This window comes from Paraburkholderia sp. LEh10 (assembly GCF_017814945.1).
Taxonomy (GTDB): Bacteria; Pseudomonadota; Gammaproteobacteria; order Burkholderiales; family Burkholderiaceae; genus Paraburkholderia.
The window spans coordinates 56,554-74,698 of sequence record NZ_JAGIPX010000018.1; the positions used below are offsets into that span (position 1 = coordinate 56,554).

The window sequence follows — 18,145 nt, forward strand, 5'->3', positions numbered from 1 at the left end:
TCACCGCATCACATCGAACACGATCCGCGCGGCCTCGGCCACGACCTCACTGCGCGGCGGAGTCTCTTTGGCCATCACGCCCGTGAAATAGATGGCGACGACGCGGGGCTTGCCGGCGGGCGGATACACCACTGCGACATCATTGGCCGTGCCGTAATCGCCGCTGCCCGTCTTGTCGGCCACCAGCCAGTCCGCACCCGGCACGGCAGCGCGAATACGCCCGGCACCCGTCGCGTTGCCGAGCATCCACGCCTTCAACTGCTCGCGTTGCGGGACGCCGAGCACATCATCGGCAAGCAGGAACCTCTGCGCGTCGTGCATCATCGCGCGCGGCGACGTGGTGTCGCGCATGTCGCCGGGCACGGACGCATTGACTTCCGTTTCGCCGTGCACGAGGTCGAACCACGTATCGCCGATCGAGCGTGCAAATTCGTTCAACACTTCCGGCCCGCCCAACGCCGTCAGCAGCAGATTGGCCGCCGTGTTGTCGCTGTGCTGCAGCGCTGCCGTGCATAGCTCGCCTATCGTCATGCCCGCGCCGACGCGCTGCGTCGTCACGGGTGAGTTCGCGACGAGATCCGCCGCGCCGTAGTGAACGCGCTCGTCCAGCAAGCCGTGTTCAGCCATGCTGCGCTTGAGGATCAACGCGACAGCCGGCAACTTGAACGTGCTGCACATCGGAAAGCGCTCGGACTCGCGATAGCTCAGAGTCGAGCCATCGGCCGTATTGAGCGCGGCCACGCCGAGGCGGCCGCCGCTCGACGCTTCGAGCTTTTCGAAGCGCTCATGCGCGGCGAGATCGACCGATACGGAAGAGGCCGGTTGTGAACGCGCGCCGATCACAGGAGCAGCCGCCAGCGCGATCAGCAAGGCACGGCGCAAAGAAGAATGAGACATGAGGTAGCGCTGAATGCGAGGCGAAACGAAATCTTATCGCAACGCACGTGCCTGACCTCTATGCGAGCCGCCAGCGAAGAACGACCAAGCGAATCGGCCGCATTCACTCGCGCGAATGCGGCCGACAGGAAAAAGGACAGCGATAAAACGCGTCAGGCGACCCGCAATACAGGCTCGCCAGAGGCGGCGGAAGCTTCGCTGCCAGCATGGCTGTCCACCACCCGCTCGGCAAACGCGTCACCGATCATCAGCAGCGAAGGCTGCGCCGGGTCGAGCCACAACTGTGCATCGCCTGCCGCGAGACTGTCGAGTGTCAGCGTCAGCATCCGCTCGCGCGGCGTCGAGCACGCTTCGACGATCGCGACGGGCGTCGAGCCCGCGCGGCCTGCGTCGATCAACTGCTGCGCGATCTCGGGCGCGCTGTCGCGGCCCATGTAGAACACGAGCGAATCGGCGTTCACCTGCTCGCGGATCTCAGCCGAATCCGGCGCGCGGCTGTGCGTCGCGAGGGCGACGCTGCGCGACACGCCACGCAGCGTCAGCGAACGGCGCAGCGATGCAGCGCTCGCCAGCGCCGCCGTGATCCCCGGCACGATTTCGTACTCGATGCCCGCTGCTTCGAGCGCGCGCATCTCCTCGTCGGCACGGCCGAACAGCATCGGATCGCCGCCCTTCAGCCGCACGACGACGCCATGCTCGCGCGCCGCATCGACGATCTGCTTGTTGATGAAGTGCTGCGCCGTCGAGCGCTTGCCGCAGCGCTTGCCCACCGCGATCTTGCGTGCGTTCGGCGCGTAATCGAGCATCGCCGGCTCGACGAGCGCATCGTGCAGCACGACGTCGGCGATGGCGAGCAGCCGCGCGCCGCGAACCGTGATCAGGTCCGCCGCGCCCGGTCCTGCGCCGATCAGATACACCTTGCCCATATGCTTTGCGCTCCGTCCGCCTGATGGCATCAGGCGGAAACCGAACGAATCATGCCGGCCGCGACCGTGTGATGCGTCGCTTCGTCGATCAGCACGAACGCGCCCGTGCCCGGATGCGCGTCGTACTCGTCGGCGACGATCGGCTTTTGCAGCGTCAGCGACACGCGGCCGATATCGTTCATCATCAATTCATGACGGTCCGTCGCGTGCGACAGCGTGTGCACGTCGAGCACCTGCTTGATGCCGCCGACACGCGCGAACACCGTGTTCGTCGTTTGCTTCAGCAGATACTTGCGGGCTGTGGACAGCGGCGTGTCGTCGAACCAGCACAGGTCCGCTTCGAGCTTCTTCGCCGGCTGCACGGACGAGCCCGCCAGCACGAACGTATCGCCGCGCGACACGTCGACGTCTTCCGCGAGGCGGATCGTCACCGTCTGGCCCGCGAATGCGCGGTCCACTTGCGCGGTGCCGCCCGGCACGGGCGCGATGATTTCGGCAACGGTCGCCTGGCGGTTCGCGGGCAGCACGACGATGGAGTCGCCGAGCTTCACTTCGCCCGATTCGACGCGGCCCATGTAGCCGCGGAAATCGTCCGCCTGGCTGCCGTCCTGGCGCGCGACCCATTGCACCGGGAAACGCAGCGCTTCATGCGTCGCCGTATCGACGGGCAGTGCTTCGAGCACGTCGAGCAGCGGCTCGCCCGCGTACCACGGCATGCGCTCGCTTGCCGTCACAATATTGTCGCCCTTCAATGCCGATACGGGTACGAACCGCACGTCATGCAAACCGAGTTGACGGGCGAGCGCGACGTACGCGTCGCGGATCTCGTTGAAGCGGGTTTCGCTGTAGTCGGCGAGGTCCATCTTGTTGATCGCGACGATCACATGCTGCAAGCCAAGCAGCTTGACGATCGCGCTGTGGCGCTTGGTTTGCGGCAGCAGCTGCGCGACGCCGTCTTCGAACGTGACGCGCGTCGCGTCGACGAGAATGATCGCCGCATGCGCCGTCGATGCGCCCGTCACCATGTTGCGCGTGTACTGCTCGTGGCCCGGCGTGTCGGCGATGATGAATTTGCGCTTGGCCGTGGCGAAGTAGCGGTACGCGACGTCGATCGTGATGCCCTGCTCGCGTTCGGCTTCGAGGCCGTCCGTCAGCAGCGACAGATCGATTTCGTCGCCGACCGTGCGCTTGTTCTTCGCGCGCGACAGCGCCGATAGTTGATCCGACAGCACCGCCTTGCTGTCGTACAGCAGGCGGCCGATCAGCGTGCTCTTGCCGTCGTCGACGCTGCCAGCCGTGATGAAACGAAGCACGCCGAGGTCTTCAGGTTGATGAATGCTCATAGTCGTCTTACTCTCGTGTGCGTTAGAAATAACCTTGCTTCTTGCGCTGTTCCATCGCCGCTTCCGACGTCTGGTCGTCCATGCGCGTCGCACCGCGTTCCGTGATTTCCGTCACGGCCGTTTCGGCGATGATCTTTTCGACATCGTCCGCATCGCTTTCGACGGGGCATGTGCAGCTGATGTCGCCGACCGTGCGAAAGCGCACCAGCGCTTCTTCGCTGGACTCGCCTTCGCGGATCGGCGTGAGCGGCGTCACGGGCACGAGCAGGCCGTTGCGGCGCACGATCTCACGCTTGTGCGCGTAGTAGATCGACGGCAGTTCGAGGTTCTCGCGAGCGATGTATTGCCACACGTCGAGTTCCGTCCAGTTCGAGATCGGGAACACGCGCAGGTGCTCGCCCTGATGCAGGCGCGCGTTATACAGGCTCCACAGTTCCGGGCGCTGCGCCTTCGGGTCCCACTGGCCGAACTCGTCGCGGAACGAGAAGATGCGCTCTTTCGCACGCGCCTTTTCTTCGTCGCGGCGCGCGCCGCCGATCATCGCCGTGTAGCCATATTGCTCGATGGTTTCGAGCAACGTGACGGCTTGCGCGGCGTTGCGCGAATCGGTTTCGCGGCGCAGGCGCACGGTGCCCTTCCTGATCGAATCTTCGACGTGACCGACCACGAGTTCAGCGCCGATCTCTTGCGCACGACGATCGCGGAAGTCGATCACTTCGTCGTAGTTGTGGCCCGTATCGATGTGAACCAGCGGGAACGGCAACTGCGTCTTGCGGTTCGCGCCGAGGCCGAACGCCTTCAACGCGAGCGCCAGCACGACGACGGAATCCTTGCCGCCCGAGAACAGCAGCGCGGGCTTGCTGCACTCGGCAACCAGTTCGCGCAGGATGTGGATCGATTCGGCCTCGAGCCAGTCGAGGTGATCCATCCGGTTCGCCGTGACGGACAGCGGTGCGTTGACAGTGGAATCGAGCGTCGTGCTCATGTTCAGGTCCTTCGTTGGTTCGGGCCGCATGTTCAGGTTCTCACCAGATGCGTGCGGCACCGTAAAGATTCAATCGATTCAATCGAAATCTGCGTTCAGTGTTCCGCTCAATGAGCGGATGCGTTCTCCGGGATGACCGTGACAGGGATCGTCGTGATGTGCAGCCCGCATTCTTTCGTGTCGCGCGACTCCCACCACCAGCGCCCTGCCCGGCTGTCTTCGCCGGGGCGCACGGCGCGCGTGCACGGCTCGCAGCCGATGCTCGGATAGCCGCGCGCATGCAGCGGATTGACGGGCACATCGAACGCGTTCAGGTATGCCCACACGTCGCTTTCCGTCCAGTCCGCAAGCGGGTTGTACTTCGCGATGTTGCGTGCGTGATCCTGCTCTTCCTCGTGCAGCTCCGCGCGCGTCACCGACTGCTCGCGGCGCTGGCCCGTGACCCACGCGCCGACCTCGGCGAGCGCGCGGTTCAGCGGCTCGACCTTGCGGATTTCGCAGCAGCGCTTGCGCAGATCGATGCTCTCGTAGAACGCGTTCAGCCCGTGCTGCGCGACGTATTCGTCGACGGCATCGGCTTGCGGATGAAACTGCTCGATCTCGTAGCCGTAGCGCTCGCGCACACGGTCGATCATGCCGAGCGTTTCAGCGTGCAGGCGGCCCGTGTTCAGCGAGAAGACGCCGATCTTCACGCCGCGCGACAGGATCGCGTGCGTGAGCAGCATGTCTTCCGCGGCGAGGCTGCTGGCGAGCTTGACTTTCTCGTGACGCTGCGCGATCGAGTCGAGCAGCGCGTCGAGACGTTCGATCTTCGCCTTCAATTCAGGCGTGACTTCGGCTCGTGTCGTCATACCGACGCCTTTTGCGCAGCGGCCGCTTCACGGCGACGAAAAAGCGGCGACGGATCGTCGAATGCGCCTTGATACTGCACGGTGAATTCGGTGAACGCCTTCAGCGCGTCGTGAATGTCCTTGTCGGCGCGCAGCGCATACGCGTTGAAGCCGCAACGCTCGTAGAAGCGCAACTGGTCGCGCAGCACGTCGCCGATCGCGCGGATCTCGCCCTTGTAGCCATAGCGCTCGCGCAAGAGGCGCGCGGTGCTGTAGCCGCGGCCATCGCGGAACACCGGAAAATCGACGGCGACGAGCGCGATCTTGTCGAGGTCTTCGACGATGTCAGCGGGCTCGCTGTCCGGCGCGAGCCACACACCGATGTCCTGCGCGCCGCGCGATGCCGCGAGCTCGTCACGCGATGCCTGCCACAACGCGAGCGGGACGATCACTTTGCCTGCGGGCAGTGCGCCGACTGCCGGCAGCGTGCCGTCTTCGGCTGCGCGCACTACCGTGAAGCCGTCGTCGACGATTGCGCGGTCCTTGATAATCGATGCCATCTGCTAGTGTCCTTGTCCTCGTTACGCGTGAGCCGGTTGACGCGATGCGTACACGCGTTCCTTGAACGGCGCGATGCCGATGCGGTTGTACGTGTCGATGAAGCGTTCGCCGTCGATGCGGTTCTCGACGAACGTATCGATCACCTTCGACACCACGTCGGGCATTTCTTCCGCCGAGAACGACGGGCCGATCACACGGCCGAGCTTCGCGCCGTCGGCGCCCGTGCCCTGCTCGCCGCCGAGCGACACCTGGTACCACTCGGAGCCATCCTTGTCGACGCCCAGCACGCCGATGTTGCCGACGTGATGGTGACCGCACGAATTCATGCAGCCCGAGATGTTCAGCGACAGGTCGCCGAGGTCGTACACGAAGTCCATGTCGTCGAAGCGCTGCTGGATCGCCTGCGCAATCGGAATCGACTTTGCATTCGCGAGCGAGCAGAAATCGCCGCCCGGGCACGCGATGATGTCCGTCAGCAGACCGATGTTCGGCGTCGCAAAACCCTGCGCCTTCGCCTTTTCCCACAGCGCGTACAGGTCGCGCTTCTTCACGTTCGCGAGAATCAGATTCTGCTCGTGCGACACGCGAATCTCGCCGAACGAGTATTCGTCGGCCCAGTCGGCAACGGCTTCCATCTGCTTGTCGGTCGCATCGCCGGGCGCGATGTCGCGTGGCTTCAGCGAAATCGTCACCGATGCATAGCCTGACACGCGGTGCGGGCGCACATTGCGCTCGACCCAGCGCGCGAACGGCTTGCTTTCGAGCAGATGCTTTTCGAACGACGTATCCGTGCCCGGCAGCTTCTCGTAGACAGGCGGCTGGAAGTATTGCGACACGCGCTGCACTTCGGCTTGCGTCAGCGTCGACGGGCCGTCCTTCAGGTGTTGCCACTCCTGCTCGACCTGCTGCGAGAACTTCTCGGGCGACAGCGCCTTCACGAGAATCTTGATGCGCGCCTTATACAGGTTGTCGCGGCGGCCGTAGCGGTTGTACACGCGCAGCACGGCTTCGCAGTACGTCAGCAGATGCTGCCACGGCAGGTCTTCCTTGATGATCGAACCGATGATGGGCGTGCGGCCGAGACCGCCGCCCGCCATGATGCTGACGACCACTTCGCCCGCGGCATTCTTCTTCAGATAGACGCCCAGGTCGTGGATCTGCACGGCGGCGCGGTCTTGCTTCGAGCCCGACACGGCGATCTTGAACTTGCGCGGCAGCCACGCGAATTCCGGGTGGAACGTCGACCACTGGCGCATGATCTCGGCCCACGGACGCGGATCGACGATCTCATCGGGCGCGACGCCCGCGAACTGGTCGGCGGTGATGTTGCGGATGCAGTTGCCCGAGGTCTGGATCCCGTGCATCTGTACGGACGCGAGCTTGCGCAGGATTTCCGGCGTTTCTTCGAGCTTGATCCAGTTGTACTGGATGTTCGAGCGCGTCGAGAAGTGGCCGTAGCCGCGGTCGTGCTCGCGCGCGATCGTCCCGAGCATGCGAAGCTGGTCGCTGCGCAGGTTGCCGTACGGAATCGCGATGCGGTGCATGTACGCGTGGCGCTGCATGTATAGGCCGTTTTGCAGGCGCAGCGGGCGGAATTCTTCTTCGCTCAATTCGCCGGACAGACGGCGACGAACCTGGTCGGCGTATTGCGCGACGCGTTCATCGACGATGGTCTGGTCGTACTGATCGTATTGGTACATTCGGGGACCCCAGGTTGTTCGTCTCACACCAACACGGCGTTCCGGTTACGCCGCGCCTCGGATTCGTCATTCCAGTCATCTTTGAGCGCGACGGCCGCCGGCCGTTTAGACGCATCGCTCATTTGCTAATGACAAAAACAGATATCCATATTGAAAAAACTGGACAAATCGTAATAAACTCGCCTTATATTTCAAACGACTAAAAAATTCTTTTGATATGCGGCGAGGTTATATATGAACCTGCATCAGTTCCGCTTCGTGCGCGAGGCCGTCCGCCAGAACTTCAACCTGACGGAAGCCGCCAAGGCGCTGTATACAAGCCAGCCGGGCGTCTCGAAGGCGATCATCGAGCTGGAGGACGAACTGGGCGTCGAGATCTTCACGCGGCACGGCAAGCGCGTGCGTTCGCTGACGGAGCCGGGGCGGATCATCCTTGCCTCGGTCGAACGGATCTTGCAGGAAGTCGAGAGCCTGAAGCGCGTCGGTAAAGATTACGCGGCGCAGGATCAGGGCAATCTGGTGATCGCCGCGACGCACACGCAGGCGCGCTACTCGCTGCCCGCCGCAATCGCGGAGTTCAAGAAGCGCTTCCCCAAGGTGCACCTGTCGATCCTGCAAGGCAGTCCCACTCAGGTCGCCGAAATGGTGCTGCACGACCAGGCCGACGTCGCGATCGCGACGGAGGCGCTGTCGAGCTACAAGGAACTGGTGTCGCTGCCGTGCTTCACGTGGCACCACATCGCCGTGATGCCCGCCGATCATCCGCTGCTCGAGCGCAAGCAACTGTCGATCGACGATCTGACCCAATATCCGCTGATCACGTACGACAACGCGTTCGCGGGCCGCACGAAGATCAATGAAGCGTTCCGCCTGCGTGGCCTGCATCCCGACATCGTGCTCGAAGCGATCGACGCCGACGTGATCAAGACGTACGTCGAACTGGGGCTCGGCGTCGGCATCATGGCCGATATCGCATTCAACGGCGAGCGCGACCGCCATCTGCGCGCGATGCCCGTCGGCCACCTGTTCGGCAGCAACGTGACGCGCGTCGCGCTCAAACAGGGCGCGTATCTGCGCAGCTATGTGTATACGCTCGTCGAACTGCTGTCGCCGAACCTGAACCGCAAGCTGATCGAGCAGGCGCTCAAGGGCGATCACGAAACGTACGAGCTTTGAGGTTTTTGTCCAGCTATAACAACCGCCGCAACCGCCGGATTCAACCGCTACGGAGACTTTTTCGCATGTCGTCGCACAAGAACAAACTCACGCACGCACTGTCACGCGCCGCCGCACTCGGCGCACTGCTCTTCGCCGCCGCCGCGCACGCGGACATCAAGGTCGGCATCGATCTGTCGAGCACGGGCCCGGCCGCCGCGATCGGCATCACGAGCAAGAACGCGATGCTGATGTGGCCGAAGACGATCGCCGGCCTGCCGGCGCAGTACATCGTGCTCGACGACGGCTCCGATCCGGGCGCCGCCGTGCGCAATATCCGCAAGCTCATCAACGAGGATCATGTCGACGTGATCGTCGGGCCGAACGTGACGCCCGCCGCGCTCGCCGCGCTCGATCCCGTTGCCGAGAGCCAGACGCCGATGATCACGCTGATCGGCTCGGCAAGCGTGGTCGAACCGCAGGAAGGCAAGAAGGTCTGGGCGTTCAAGATGGCGCAGACCGACAGTGCGATGGCCGACGTGATGACGCGCTACATGTCGAACCATAACGTCAGGACGGTGGGCTTCATCGGTTTCGCAGACAGCTACGGCGACAGCTGGCTCAACGAGTTCACGAAGTTCGCGGCGCTGCGCCATATCCAGATCGTCGCGACGGAGCGCTTCAACCGCACCGACGCGAGCGTGACGGGCCAGGTGCTGAAGCTGATGGCCGCGAAACCCGACGCGATCCTGATCGCGGGCGCGGGCACGCCAACGGTGCTGCCGCAGCGCACGCTCGTCGAGCGCGGCTACAAAGGCGCGATCTATCAGACGCACGGCATTGCGACGCCGGAGTTCATCAAGCTCGGCGGCAAGGATGTCGACGGCACGCTGTTCCCCACGCAGCCTGTCGTCGTCGCACGCACGCTGCCCGCCGATCATCCGGCGAAGAAGGCCGCGCTTGCGTTCGTCAACGCATATGAAGCGCAATATGGGCCGAACACGGTCACGCAATTCGCAGGCGACGCGGCGGGTGTGTATCCGCGCTTGCAGGATGCCGTCGCGCGTGCGTTGAAGACGGCCCAGCCGGGCACGCCGGAGTTTCGTGCGGCGCTGCGCACGGAACTCGAACACGCGCATGAACTGGTGGTGCCGAACGGCGTCGTGAATACGAGCGCGAAGGATCACGTCGGGCTGGATCAGCGGGCGAGCGTGATGGGGATCATCAAGGACGGGAAGTTTACTTACTTGAGCCAGTGAGTGAGCCAGTGCTTGAGCCAATCAGCGTTTCGCGCCGAAGCGCCGATTCTGCGCGGCGGCTGCGGCCGGTAAGCGAACTGGCCGCAGCCATCAGCACTGCTACGACAAAAATCCTACCGCCTCATCGATCACGCTGCGCCAGTCGCCCGTCACCGTCTGACGCAGCGGCTTCGTGTCCCCCATCCACGGCGACGAGTCGCCGTCGATGCCCCAGCGCCATTCGCTCGCCACATTCAGCGGCACAATCGTGAACTTGCCGAGCATGGCGCTCAAATTCGCGACGCCTGAATCGACGGCCATGACGGCATCCATCTGTTCGATGCACGCCGCCGTCTGCGCGAACGTCCTGATGCCCGGCCCATAGACGCTGATATTTCCCGACGGCATCCCGGCAAAACCCTGTGCATCGGGATGATGCAGGCTCACGAAATGCCGCTTCGCCGCAACGGCGGGATGCGTGACCAGACGGTCCACTTCGCTGAGCGGCAGGCTGCGCCGGATCGCGGAACAACGCATCACCGCGCCGACTTCATGCGCGTGCCGCTGGTTGCAGTCCCAGAAAATGCCCACTAGCGATTTGCCCGGCTGCGCCGCGCGCAATTCGCGCGCCCATGCGGCGGCCGCCTCGCGCTCCGCGTCCGGCGCGCGCAGATACGCCGGGAAGAACGGTGACGGCAGCGGCGATTGCTGTGCAGCCATCAACGGCAGATGCAGCAGCGTCGCATGCAGATCGGGCGCGAATTCGCGGATCTGAGAGGCCAGCGCTTCGGGCAACGCTTCGCGATGATGTAACGGACGCTGCGCGCTTACCACCCGACAGCCCGGCAACGACGCCTGCATCAGCGCATGCACTTGCACGTCGCAGGTGATCATCAACTGTGCGCCCGCCGCCTGCCATTGCCGCACGCCGGCGAAGAACAGGAACTGGTCGCCGTAGCCCATCTGATGCGTGATCAGCACGCGCTTGCCGCTCAGGTCCCTTTCGCCCGACCACGTCGGAACGCCGACGGGCTGATAGTTGCCGCTATCGCTGTCATTGCGTGCGAGCCAAGGCTCGAAGCCCATCGGGCGCGCGACGCGCAGCAGTGCCTCGCCATACAGATGCTCGGCCTTGCGCGCGAACCATTCGCCGTCGGCGGCGGCCTTGCGCCACGCGTCGCGCAACATGGGAATTCCGCGCTCGGTATCGCCCGACATCACGAGGCTGTGGCCGAGACTCATCTCGTGATAAGCGCGCTTCCACGGCAGCGCCGCATGGTTGCGCAACGTTGCAACGGCATCGAAATGCCGGCCCAGCAGCGTCAACGCATGCGCGCGCCAGTTCACGAACTCCAGGTCTCGCGGCTCGATCGCGAGCGCGCGCTCGGTGTACGGCAGCAGTTCGTCGTCGCGCCTGTTTTCGATTAGCGCGACGCAGACGGCGCGCAATCTGTCGATGTCGGCGGGCGCGTGCGCAAGTGCATCGAGGGCGTCCTGGAGTGATGACATAACGTGGATCGTGATGTTGTTCTTCGGAAGGGCTGAGCCGCGATGAGATCACGGCGACGGCAACTGGCGCGCGAGTATACGTCGTAGAATCGTGCAGCAATCTCAAAACTTCAAGCTGCGACGCAGCTCACGATCATGCGCACGACCCGAGCCATCCACGCCGTAGAACGGCTGAAGACCCGCAGCGGCAATCCGCGTTTTGCGGCGATCAGCCTGTCAGGCGGACTGTTCTATCTCGTCGACAAGTCCAGCGGCACGGACCGGAAAATTTCCGATCCGCTGCCGCTCGACGAGTTCGTGAAGTTCGTCGACGCATATGGTCCGAAGAAGCCGCGCAAGGTCAGCAAGCTCGATCTCGCGTTCGAGGAGCAGATCAAGCGCAGCAAGAGTTGAGTGTCTACCGTCAGCCGTGCTGCACATCCGTCCACGACAGGTTGGCGTGACTGTCGAACACCGCGTTGATAAAGCGCAAGCCCGCGACGCCATCGTCGACGGTCGTGAGCAGGCGGCTTTCCTCAGGTAGCGGCAGACCCGCATCGATGGCCTCGATCTGCAGCGCGGCATCCTTGTACAACTGCGCGAACGCTTCCAGATAACCTTCGGGATGCCCGGGCGGCACGCGTGTCGCATGCCGCGCAATCGCGCTGTCGACACGCCCGCGCGTCAGCCTTTGCGCCGCGCCGCCCAAGGGCGTGAAGAGCAGCTCGTTGGGGTTCTCCTGATCGAATGCAACACTGGCCGTCGTGCCATACACGCGCAGGCGCAGCGCGTTCTCGGCGCCGCTCGCCACCTGGCTCGCCCATAGCATGCCGCGCGCGCCGTTCCTGTAGCGCAACATGGCCTGGATGTGATCGTCGACCTGGCGGCCCGCGACGAATGTGTGCAGTTCCGCGGCGATCGCCTCCGGCAGCATGCCCGTCGCGAACGCGGCGAGGTGATACGCATGCGTGCCGATATCGCCGAGGCATCCGGCGCGGCCCGCCTGCTTCGGATCGGTGCGCCAGGCGGCCTGACGGTTCTCGCCCGTGCGCTCGATCGGATTCGCGAGCCAGTCCTGTGCATATTCGACCTGCACGACGCGCACCTCGCCGATCTCGCCTTGTTCGACGAGCTCGCGCGCATGCCGCAACATCGGATAGCCGGAATAGGTGTGCGTCAACGCGAACAGACGCTTTTTCTCGCGAGCCAGTTTCGCCAGCGCTTCGCCTTCTTCGAGCGTCATCGCGAGCGGCTTGTCGCAGATCACATGAATGCCCGCATCCAGAAACGCGGTCGCAACGGGCGCGTGCAGATGGTTCGGCGTGACGATCGCGACTGCGTCGATGCCATCGTCGCGCGCGGCCTCGGCGCGCGCCATCTCGTCCCAGCTCGCGTAGCTGCGCGCGATGCCCGCCTCGTCGGCGCTCGCCTGCGCACGGTCCCGATCCGACGACAACGCGCCCGCCACCAGTTCGAAGCGATCGTCGATGCGCGCCGCGATCCGATGCACCGCGCCGATGAATGCGCCCTGTCCGCCGCCGACCATTCCCAGCCTGAGTCTTCGTGTCATCGTCGTCTGCTCCTGTATGTGAGTCTCACAGGCCGAGCACGCGCTTGAGTTGCGCGGTATCGGCGCCGCTGCCCGCGAAGTCGTCGAATGCGCGCTCGGCCACGCGGATGATGTGCCGCCTGATGAACTCCGCGCCTTCGCGCGCGCCGTCTTCGGGGTGCTTCAACGCGCACTCCCACTCGAGCACGGCCCAGCCGGGAAAATCGTACTGCGCCATCTTCGAGAAGATCGCGCCGAAATCGATCTGCCCGTCGCCGAGCGAGCGGAAGCGCCCCGCGCGCTCGACCCAGCCGCTGTAGCCGCCGTACACGCCCTGCCGTCCGTTCGGCCTGAACTCGGCGTCCTTCACGTGAAAAGCCTTGATGCGCTCGTGATAGATATCGATGAACGCGAGATAGTCGAGCTGCTGCAACACGAAATGGCTCGGATCGAACAGGATGTTCGCGCGCTTGTGACCCTTCACCACCGATAGAAAGCGTTCGAACGTCACGCCATCGTGCAGGTCTTCGCCCGGATGCAGCTCGTAGCAGACGTCGACGCCCGCTTCGTCGAATGCATCGAGAATCGGCGTCCAGCGGCGCGCGAGTTCGTCGAACGCGGCTTCGACGAGGCCTGCGGGACGCTGCGGCCACGGATAGAAGTATGGCCACGCGAGCGCGCCCGAAAACGACACATGCGCCGCGAGCCCGAGCCGTTGCGATGCCTTCGCGGCCCACTTCATCTGCTGGATCGCCCATTGCGTGCGCGCTGCCGGATCGCCACGCACCTGAGGCGCGGCGAAGCCGTCGAACAGCACGTCATACGCGGGATGCACGGCGACCAGTTGCCCCTGCAGATGCGTCGACAGTTCCGTGATCGTCACGCCTGCGTCGGTGACGACGCCGAGCAGATCGTCGCAATACGTCTGGCTCGACGCCGCCTGTTCGAGATCCACGAGGCGCGGATCGGCGGGCACCTGGATGCCCTTGTAGCCGAGATTCGCGGCCCAGTTGGCGAGATGCGCGAGATTGTCGAATGGCGCCTTGTCACCCATGAACTGCGCGAGAAAGATTGCCGGCCCTTTGATCGTTTTCATCGAGCATCTCCCGTCGATGGATTGAAGCGGTGAAAGATTGAAGCCGTGATACGCGGGACGCGGGCGCGGCCTTCGTGTCGAACGACAAAGGCTGCGCGCTGCTTAGGAAACCTACGATCAGAACGGCGAATCGGGGAAGTAAAAGTCCTTCGCGTTTTCCTTCGTGATGAGCACGGAAGGAATGATCGTCGTCGGCGGCAGCTTGTCGCCCTTGAGGCGCGCTTCCGCCGTCAGCTTGATCGCGTCGTAGATGAACTTCGGCGAATACGACACGTCGGCCTTGATGAGCGGCGCGCCGTCCATCACGTTCTTCACCATGCCTTTCGAGCCCGCGCCGCCGAACACGATCTTGATGTCGCTGCGCTTGGCCTGGTCGATCGCCTTCAGCACGCCGACGGCCATGTCGTCGTCGGCGGCCCAGACGGCGTCGATGTGCTTGAAGCGCGTCAGGTAGTCCTGCATCACCTTGAACGCATCGTCGCGGTTCCAGTTCGCGTATTTCGCATCGAGGATCTTGATGTTCGGATAGTTCTTCAGCACGCCCGTGAAGGCCGTCCAGCGTTCGTTGTCGAGCGTGGTCGGAATGCCGCGCAGCGCGACGACGTCGCCCTTGCCGTCGAGCGCCTTCGCCAGATACTCGGCGGGGATCTTGCCGAACGCGGTGTTGTCGCCTGCCACGTATGCGTCCTGTGCGCTCGTGTCGGTGAGGCCGCGATCGACGACGGTCACGTACACGCCTTTTTTCTTCACCTGCGCGACGGGCTGCGTGAGCGACGCCGATTCATACGGGAAGATCACGAGCGCGTTGATCTTGTTCACCGTCACGAGGTCCTGCAACTGGTTTGCCTGCTCGGGCGCGTTGGCGGCCGTCTTCACGATCACCTTCAGATCGGGATGCGCTTTCTCGAGATCGGCTTTTGCCTTGTTCGCCCACCAGACGATGCCGCCTGTGAAGCCGTGATCGGCGGTGGGGATTGCGACGCCTAGCGTGACCTTGTCGTCGGCGCGCGCGGTGGGGCTCAACATGCTAAACGCCAGTATCCCGGCTCCGACTGCGCGAATGATGTGCTTCATGGCTGTGTCTCCTGGTTTGTTTGCTTTGGGTTTGCCTTTGCCCTGCGCGGGCATCCGCGACGCGGGTTTGCCTTTGCCCTGCGCGGGCATCCGCGATGCGCCTACCGGCGCGAAGGTTGCCCCTGTGCGGGGCGGCACCTACTTTCTTTGCCGCCGCAAAGAAAGTAGGCAAAGAAAGCGGGCTCACACCGCCAGTGCCAGTTGTTGCCCACGGGCGCTCGACGCCCCCATGCTTCGCGCGACAACGCTCTCCTCCATGACCGTTGCCAGTGCCTCGATCAACGGCCTCACCCGCTTCATGCATCTGCGACGCGGTCCGTGACATTGAATCTCCTGTGCCGCTTTGCGGCAAACATATGCAGGCGATCGCGCCGCACAGGAAACCATCGCGCAGCGAGGTCTGTTGTGCGTGCGTTGCCATGTACGTCGCGGCAAACTGCAGATGTTTGCCGCCAATGAGCCTTAAACCTTCTACATCGTTCGCCGTCGTACGGGCGCGTGAAGCGGGTGATGCATCTCACAGCGCGTTGGCAATAGCGGTAAGCCAGCACGCTGCCGAGTGAAACACGGGGACGTTCAGGGCCCGTGGGTAAAGGTCAAGCACTGGCGGTGTGAGCGGCTTTCTTTGCCTACTTTCTTTGCCGCGGCAAAGAAAGTAGGTGCCGCCCCGCACAGGGGCAACCTTCGCGCCGCGAGGCGCATCGCGGATGCCCGCGCAGGGCAAAGGCAAACCCGCATTGCAGATGCCCGCGCAAGGGCAACGCAAACCGCCCTGCCGCCGCGCAGGCAAAAAAACACTTCCATTACCTCCGCCCGCGCTGCAAAAACGCAACCACAATAATCACGACACCCTGCACGGCCGCATTCAAATACACGCTAATGATGCTGGTGAGATTGAGAATATTGGCGATCACCGAAAGCAAAATCGCCCCAATCACGGTACCCGCCACACGTCCTTCACCGCCCTTGAGCGCGGTGCCACCCACCACCACGGCGGCAATCGCTTCGAGTTCCCACAAAAGACCCGTAGTCGGCGTCGCCGAACCAAGCCGCGGCACGTAAAGCACCGTCGCGACGCCGACGCAAATGCCGAGCAGCACATAGGTCACGATCTTCACGGTATCGACGCGAATCGCCGCATAACGCGCAACCTGCTCATTCGAGCCGATCGCCTGCACGTGCCGCCCGAACGCCGTGCGGTTCAGGATCAACGCACCGCCCGCCGCGACGACGAGAAACACCCAGATCGGCACGGGCACGCCGAACAGGCTCGCGTAATAGACCGGGCCGTAGAGGTCGGACAGATTGTTGTCGAGCGTGAGCGCCCCGCCATCGGCGAGCCACGTGAGCACCGCGCGGAAAATGCCGAGCGTGCCCAGCGTGACGATGAACGGCTCGATCCGCCCTTTCGTAATCAGCAGCCCATGCGCACAGCCGAATGCGCCGCCCAGCACGAACGCGCTCGCGATGCCAATGATCACGATGGTCAACGGCGCGAACGCATGGCCGCCAGCGTGATTGACGGATGTGGCAGCGAGCGCGTTCATCAGCCAGATCATGATGCCCGCGATCAGCGCCGCCATCGAGCCGACGGAAAGATCGATGCCGCCCGAGATGATCACGAACGTCATGCCGACCGCGATGATGCCGATGAACGACGTGCGCGTGAGCACGTTCATCATGTTGTCGACGGTGGCGAAATCGCGATTGAGCAGCGTGCCCGCGATGCACAGCACGATCAGGCCGGCGAGCGGCCCGAGACCATGCAGACGATGCGCGATGCGCATCGCGCGCCCAGCCGGCGCGGTGTCAGTGTGTGCCGGTCGCATGAGCGATCAACTCCTCTTCGGTCAGATGGTCGAGGCCGAGCGTCGCTTGCAGGCGGCCCGCGCGCATCACGGCAACGCGGTGGCACAGCCCGATCAGCTCGATCAGTTCGGATGAGATGACGATCACCGCGCGCCCCTCGGCGGCGAGCCGGTGAATCAGAAAATAGATGTCGCGCTTCGCGCCGATATCGACGCCGCGCGTCGGCTCGTCGAGCACGATCACGTCCGGGTTCGGCTGCAGGAATTTGGCGAGCGCGAGCTTCTGCTGGTTGCCGCCCGACAGCATGCGCGCGCGGCTGCCCAGATCGCCCGTGCGGATGCCGAACTCGCGCACGGCGCGCGTCAATGCATCGCGGCCCGCTTTCAGGTCGAGCAGCGGATGCGCGTAGCGTTCGAGCGTCATCAGCGTGAGGTTGTCCTGCAAGCTCAGGCTCACATGCAGCCCCTTGCCCTTGCGGTCTTCGCTCAGATACGTGAGGCCGCGCCGCATCGCATCGCGCGGGCTGTGCAGCTCGGCCTTGCGGCCCGCGATTTCGATCGCGCCCGACGTGCGCTTGCGCAAGCCGATGACCGCCTCGAACGCTTCCGTGCGTCCCGCGCCGACCAGTCCCGCGAAGCCGAACACTTCGCCCGCGCGCACTTCAAAGCTCAGATCGTCGACCCAGCCGGGCACGCTCAGGTTCTGCACTTTCAGCGCGATGGGCGCGTCGGCGGCGGGCGGTGACTTGTCGGGGAACATGTCGGAGAGCTCGCGTCCGACCATCAGGTTCGCCATCTGCTGACGCGCGAGCAATGCCGTCTCGCTGCGCGCGACGAAGCGGCCGTCGCGCATCACGATGACTTCGTCGGTGATGTGCTCGACTTCATCGAGCTTGTGCGAGATGTAGACGATGGTCACGCCGTCGGCCTTGAGCTTCGTCATCAGCGCGAACAGCCGCTCGGTTTCGGAAGGCGTGAGCGTCGCAGTCGGCTCGTCCATGATGAGCAGACGTGCGCGCCGCGACAGTGCCTTCGCGATCTCCACCATCTGCTTCTCGGCGACGATCAGATCGCGCACCTTCGTATCGGGATGCTTGTGCAGGCCCACCTGCTCCAGATAACGCTTCGCCTCGTTGCGCATCGCCGTGTCGTCGACGAACAAGCCCTTGCGCTTCTCGTGGCCGAGATACATGTTCTGCGCGATCGTCAGATGCTCGGCGAGGTTGAACTCCTGGTGAATCAGCACGATCCCCGCGGCTTCCGCGTCGCGCGAGCCGGCGAAGCGCTGCGCGTGGCCGTCGATCAGCACCGTGCCATCCGTGGCCGCCTCATAGCCCGCGAGTATTTTCATCAGCGTGGACTTGCCCGCGCCGTTCTCGCCGAGCAAACCGTAGATGCGTCCCGGCGCCATGTCGAAGCTCACGCCATGCAGCACGCGCACGGCGCCGAAGTCTTTGCGGATATCGTCGAAACGCACGGCGAGGCTCATCGCGGC

At 64.0% G+C, this 18,145-nt stretch carries 16 protein-coding genes; 3 read left to right on the plus strand and 13 right to left on the minus strand.

From position 1 onward, the window contains the following. The 7 genes from bla to J8I87_RS17080 form a co-directional block, all read right to left on the minus strand. Complete coding sequence (bla, locus tag J8I87_RS17050) at positions 1-897, minus strand: class A beta-lactamase (protein WP_209932741.1); 897 nt, start codon at positions 895-897, stop codon at positions 1-3. A 152-nt stretch (positions 898-1,049) separates the two neighbouring features. Next, positions 1,050-1,823 (minus strand): uroporphyrinogen-III C-methyltransferase, encoded by a 774-nt coding sequence (gene cobA, locus J8I87_RS17055; protein WP_245253982.1) that lies wholly within the window; start codon positions 1,821-1,823, stop codon positions 1,050-1,052. Positions 1,824-1,852: 29 nt separating this feature from the next. Further along, positions 1,853-3,166 carry a sulfate adenylyltransferase subunit 1 gene (locus tag J8I87_RS17060; RefSeq protein ID WP_209932743.1) on the minus strand — a complete coding sequence of 438 codons (1,314 nt, stop codon included), beginning with the start codon at positions 3,164-3,166 and terminating at the stop codon, positions 1,853-1,855. 22 nt (positions 3,167-3,188) lie between these two features. Beyond that, positions 3,189-4,151, minus strand: a complete 963-nt coding sequence (gene cysD, locus J8I87_RS17065) for a sulfate adenylyltransferase subunit CysD (RefSeq protein WP_209932745.1) — start codon at positions 4,149-4,151, stop codon at positions 3,189-3,191. Between the two features lie 107 nt (positions 4,152-4,258). Next, entirely contained in the window at positions 4,259-5,002 is a 744-nt protein-coding gene (locus J8I87_RS17070; RefSeq protein WP_209932746.1) for a phosphoadenylyl-sulfate reductase, read from the minus strand. After that, complete coding sequence (locus J8I87_RS17075) at positions 4,999-5,541, minus strand: DUF934 domain-containing protein (protein ID WP_209932747.1); 543 nt, start codon at positions 5,539-5,541, stop codon at positions 4,999-5,001. The genes J8I87_RS17070 and J8I87_RS17075 overlap by 4 nt, the downstream gene beginning before the upstream one ends. A 21-nt stretch (positions 5,542-5,562) precedes the next feature. Then, positions 5,563-7,242 (minus strand): nitrite/sulfite reductase, encoded by a 1,680-nt coding sequence (locus J8I87_RS17080; protein ID WP_209932748.1) that lies wholly within the window; start codon positions 7,240-7,242, stop codon positions 5,563-5,565. Between the two features lie 234 nt (positions 7,243-7,476). On the opposite strand from J8I87_RS17080, the gene J8I87_RS17085 reads away from it, so the two are divergent. Together J8I87_RS17085 and J8I87_RS17090 are read left to right on the plus strand one after the other, a co-directional pair. Further along, the gene (locus J8I87_RS17085; RefSeq protein WP_209932750.1) at positions 7,477-8,418 is read left to right on the plus strand and encodes a CysB family HTH-type transcriptional regulator; all 942 of its coding nucleotides are present in this window, start codon (positions 7,477-7,479) and stop codon (positions 8,416-8,418) included. A 65-nt stretch (positions 8,419-8,483) separates the two neighbouring features. After that, positions 8,484-9,656 (plus strand): ABC transporter substrate-binding protein, encoded by a 1,173-nt coding sequence (locus J8I87_RS17090; RefSeq protein WP_209932751.1) that lies wholly within the window; start codon positions 8,484-8,486, stop codon positions 9,654-9,656. Positions 9,657-9,755: 99 nt separating this feature from the next. Here J8I87_RS17090 and J8I87_RS17095 read toward each other — a convergent pair whose 3' ends face one another. Beyond that, complete coding sequence (locus tag J8I87_RS17095; protein WP_209932752.1) at positions 9,756-11,144, minus strand: hypothetical protein; 1,389 nt, start codon at positions 11,142-11,144, stop codon at positions 9,756-9,758. Positions 11,145-11,279: 135 nt separating this feature from the next. On the opposite strand from J8I87_RS17095, the gene J8I87_RS17100 reads away from it, so the two are divergent. Beyond that, entirely contained in the window at positions 11,280-11,537 is a 258-nt protein-coding gene (locus tag J8I87_RS17100; RefSeq protein WP_209932753.1) for a hypothetical protein, read from the plus strand. Between the two features lie 10 nt (positions 11,538-11,547). Here J8I87_RS17100 and J8I87_RS17105 read toward each other — a convergent pair whose 3' ends face one another. The 5 genes from J8I87_RS17105 to J8I87_RS17125 form a co-directional block, all read right to left on the minus strand. Then, positions 11,548-12,693: a Gfo/Idh/MocA family protein gene (locus J8I87_RS17105; RefSeq protein WP_209932755.1), complete on the minus strand. Its 1,146-nt coding sequence runs from the start codon at positions 12,691-12,693 to the stop codon at positions 11,548-11,550. A gap of 25 nt (positions 12,694-12,718) precedes the next feature. Continuing rightward, on the minus strand, positions 12,719-13,768 hold the full coding sequence (locus J8I87_RS17110) for a sugar phosphate isomerase/epimerase (protein ID WP_209932756.1): 1,050 nt from the start codon (positions 13,766-13,768) through the stop codon (positions 12,719-12,721). 117 nt (positions 13,769-13,885) lie between these two features. Then, positions 13,886-14,842, minus strand: coding sequence for a substrate-binding domain-containing protein (locus J8I87_RS17115; protein WP_209932757.1), 957 nt, complete (start codon positions 14,840-14,842; stop codon positions 13,886-13,888). Positions 14,843-15,645: 803 nt separating this feature from the next. Then, on the minus strand, positions 15,646-16,671 hold the full coding sequence (locus J8I87_RS17120) for an ABC transporter permease (RefSeq protein WP_209932759.1): 1,026 nt from the start codon (positions 16,669-16,671) through the stop codon (positions 15,646-15,648). After that, positions 16,652-18,139, minus strand: coding sequence for a sugar ABC transporter ATP-binding protein (locus tag J8I87_RS17125; protein WP_209932762.1), 1,488 nt, complete (start codon positions 18,137-18,139; stop codon positions 16,652-16,654). The genes J8I87_RS17120 and J8I87_RS17125 overlap by 20 nt, the downstream gene beginning before the upstream one ends. Positions 18,140-18,145 lie beyond the last annotated feature (6 nt).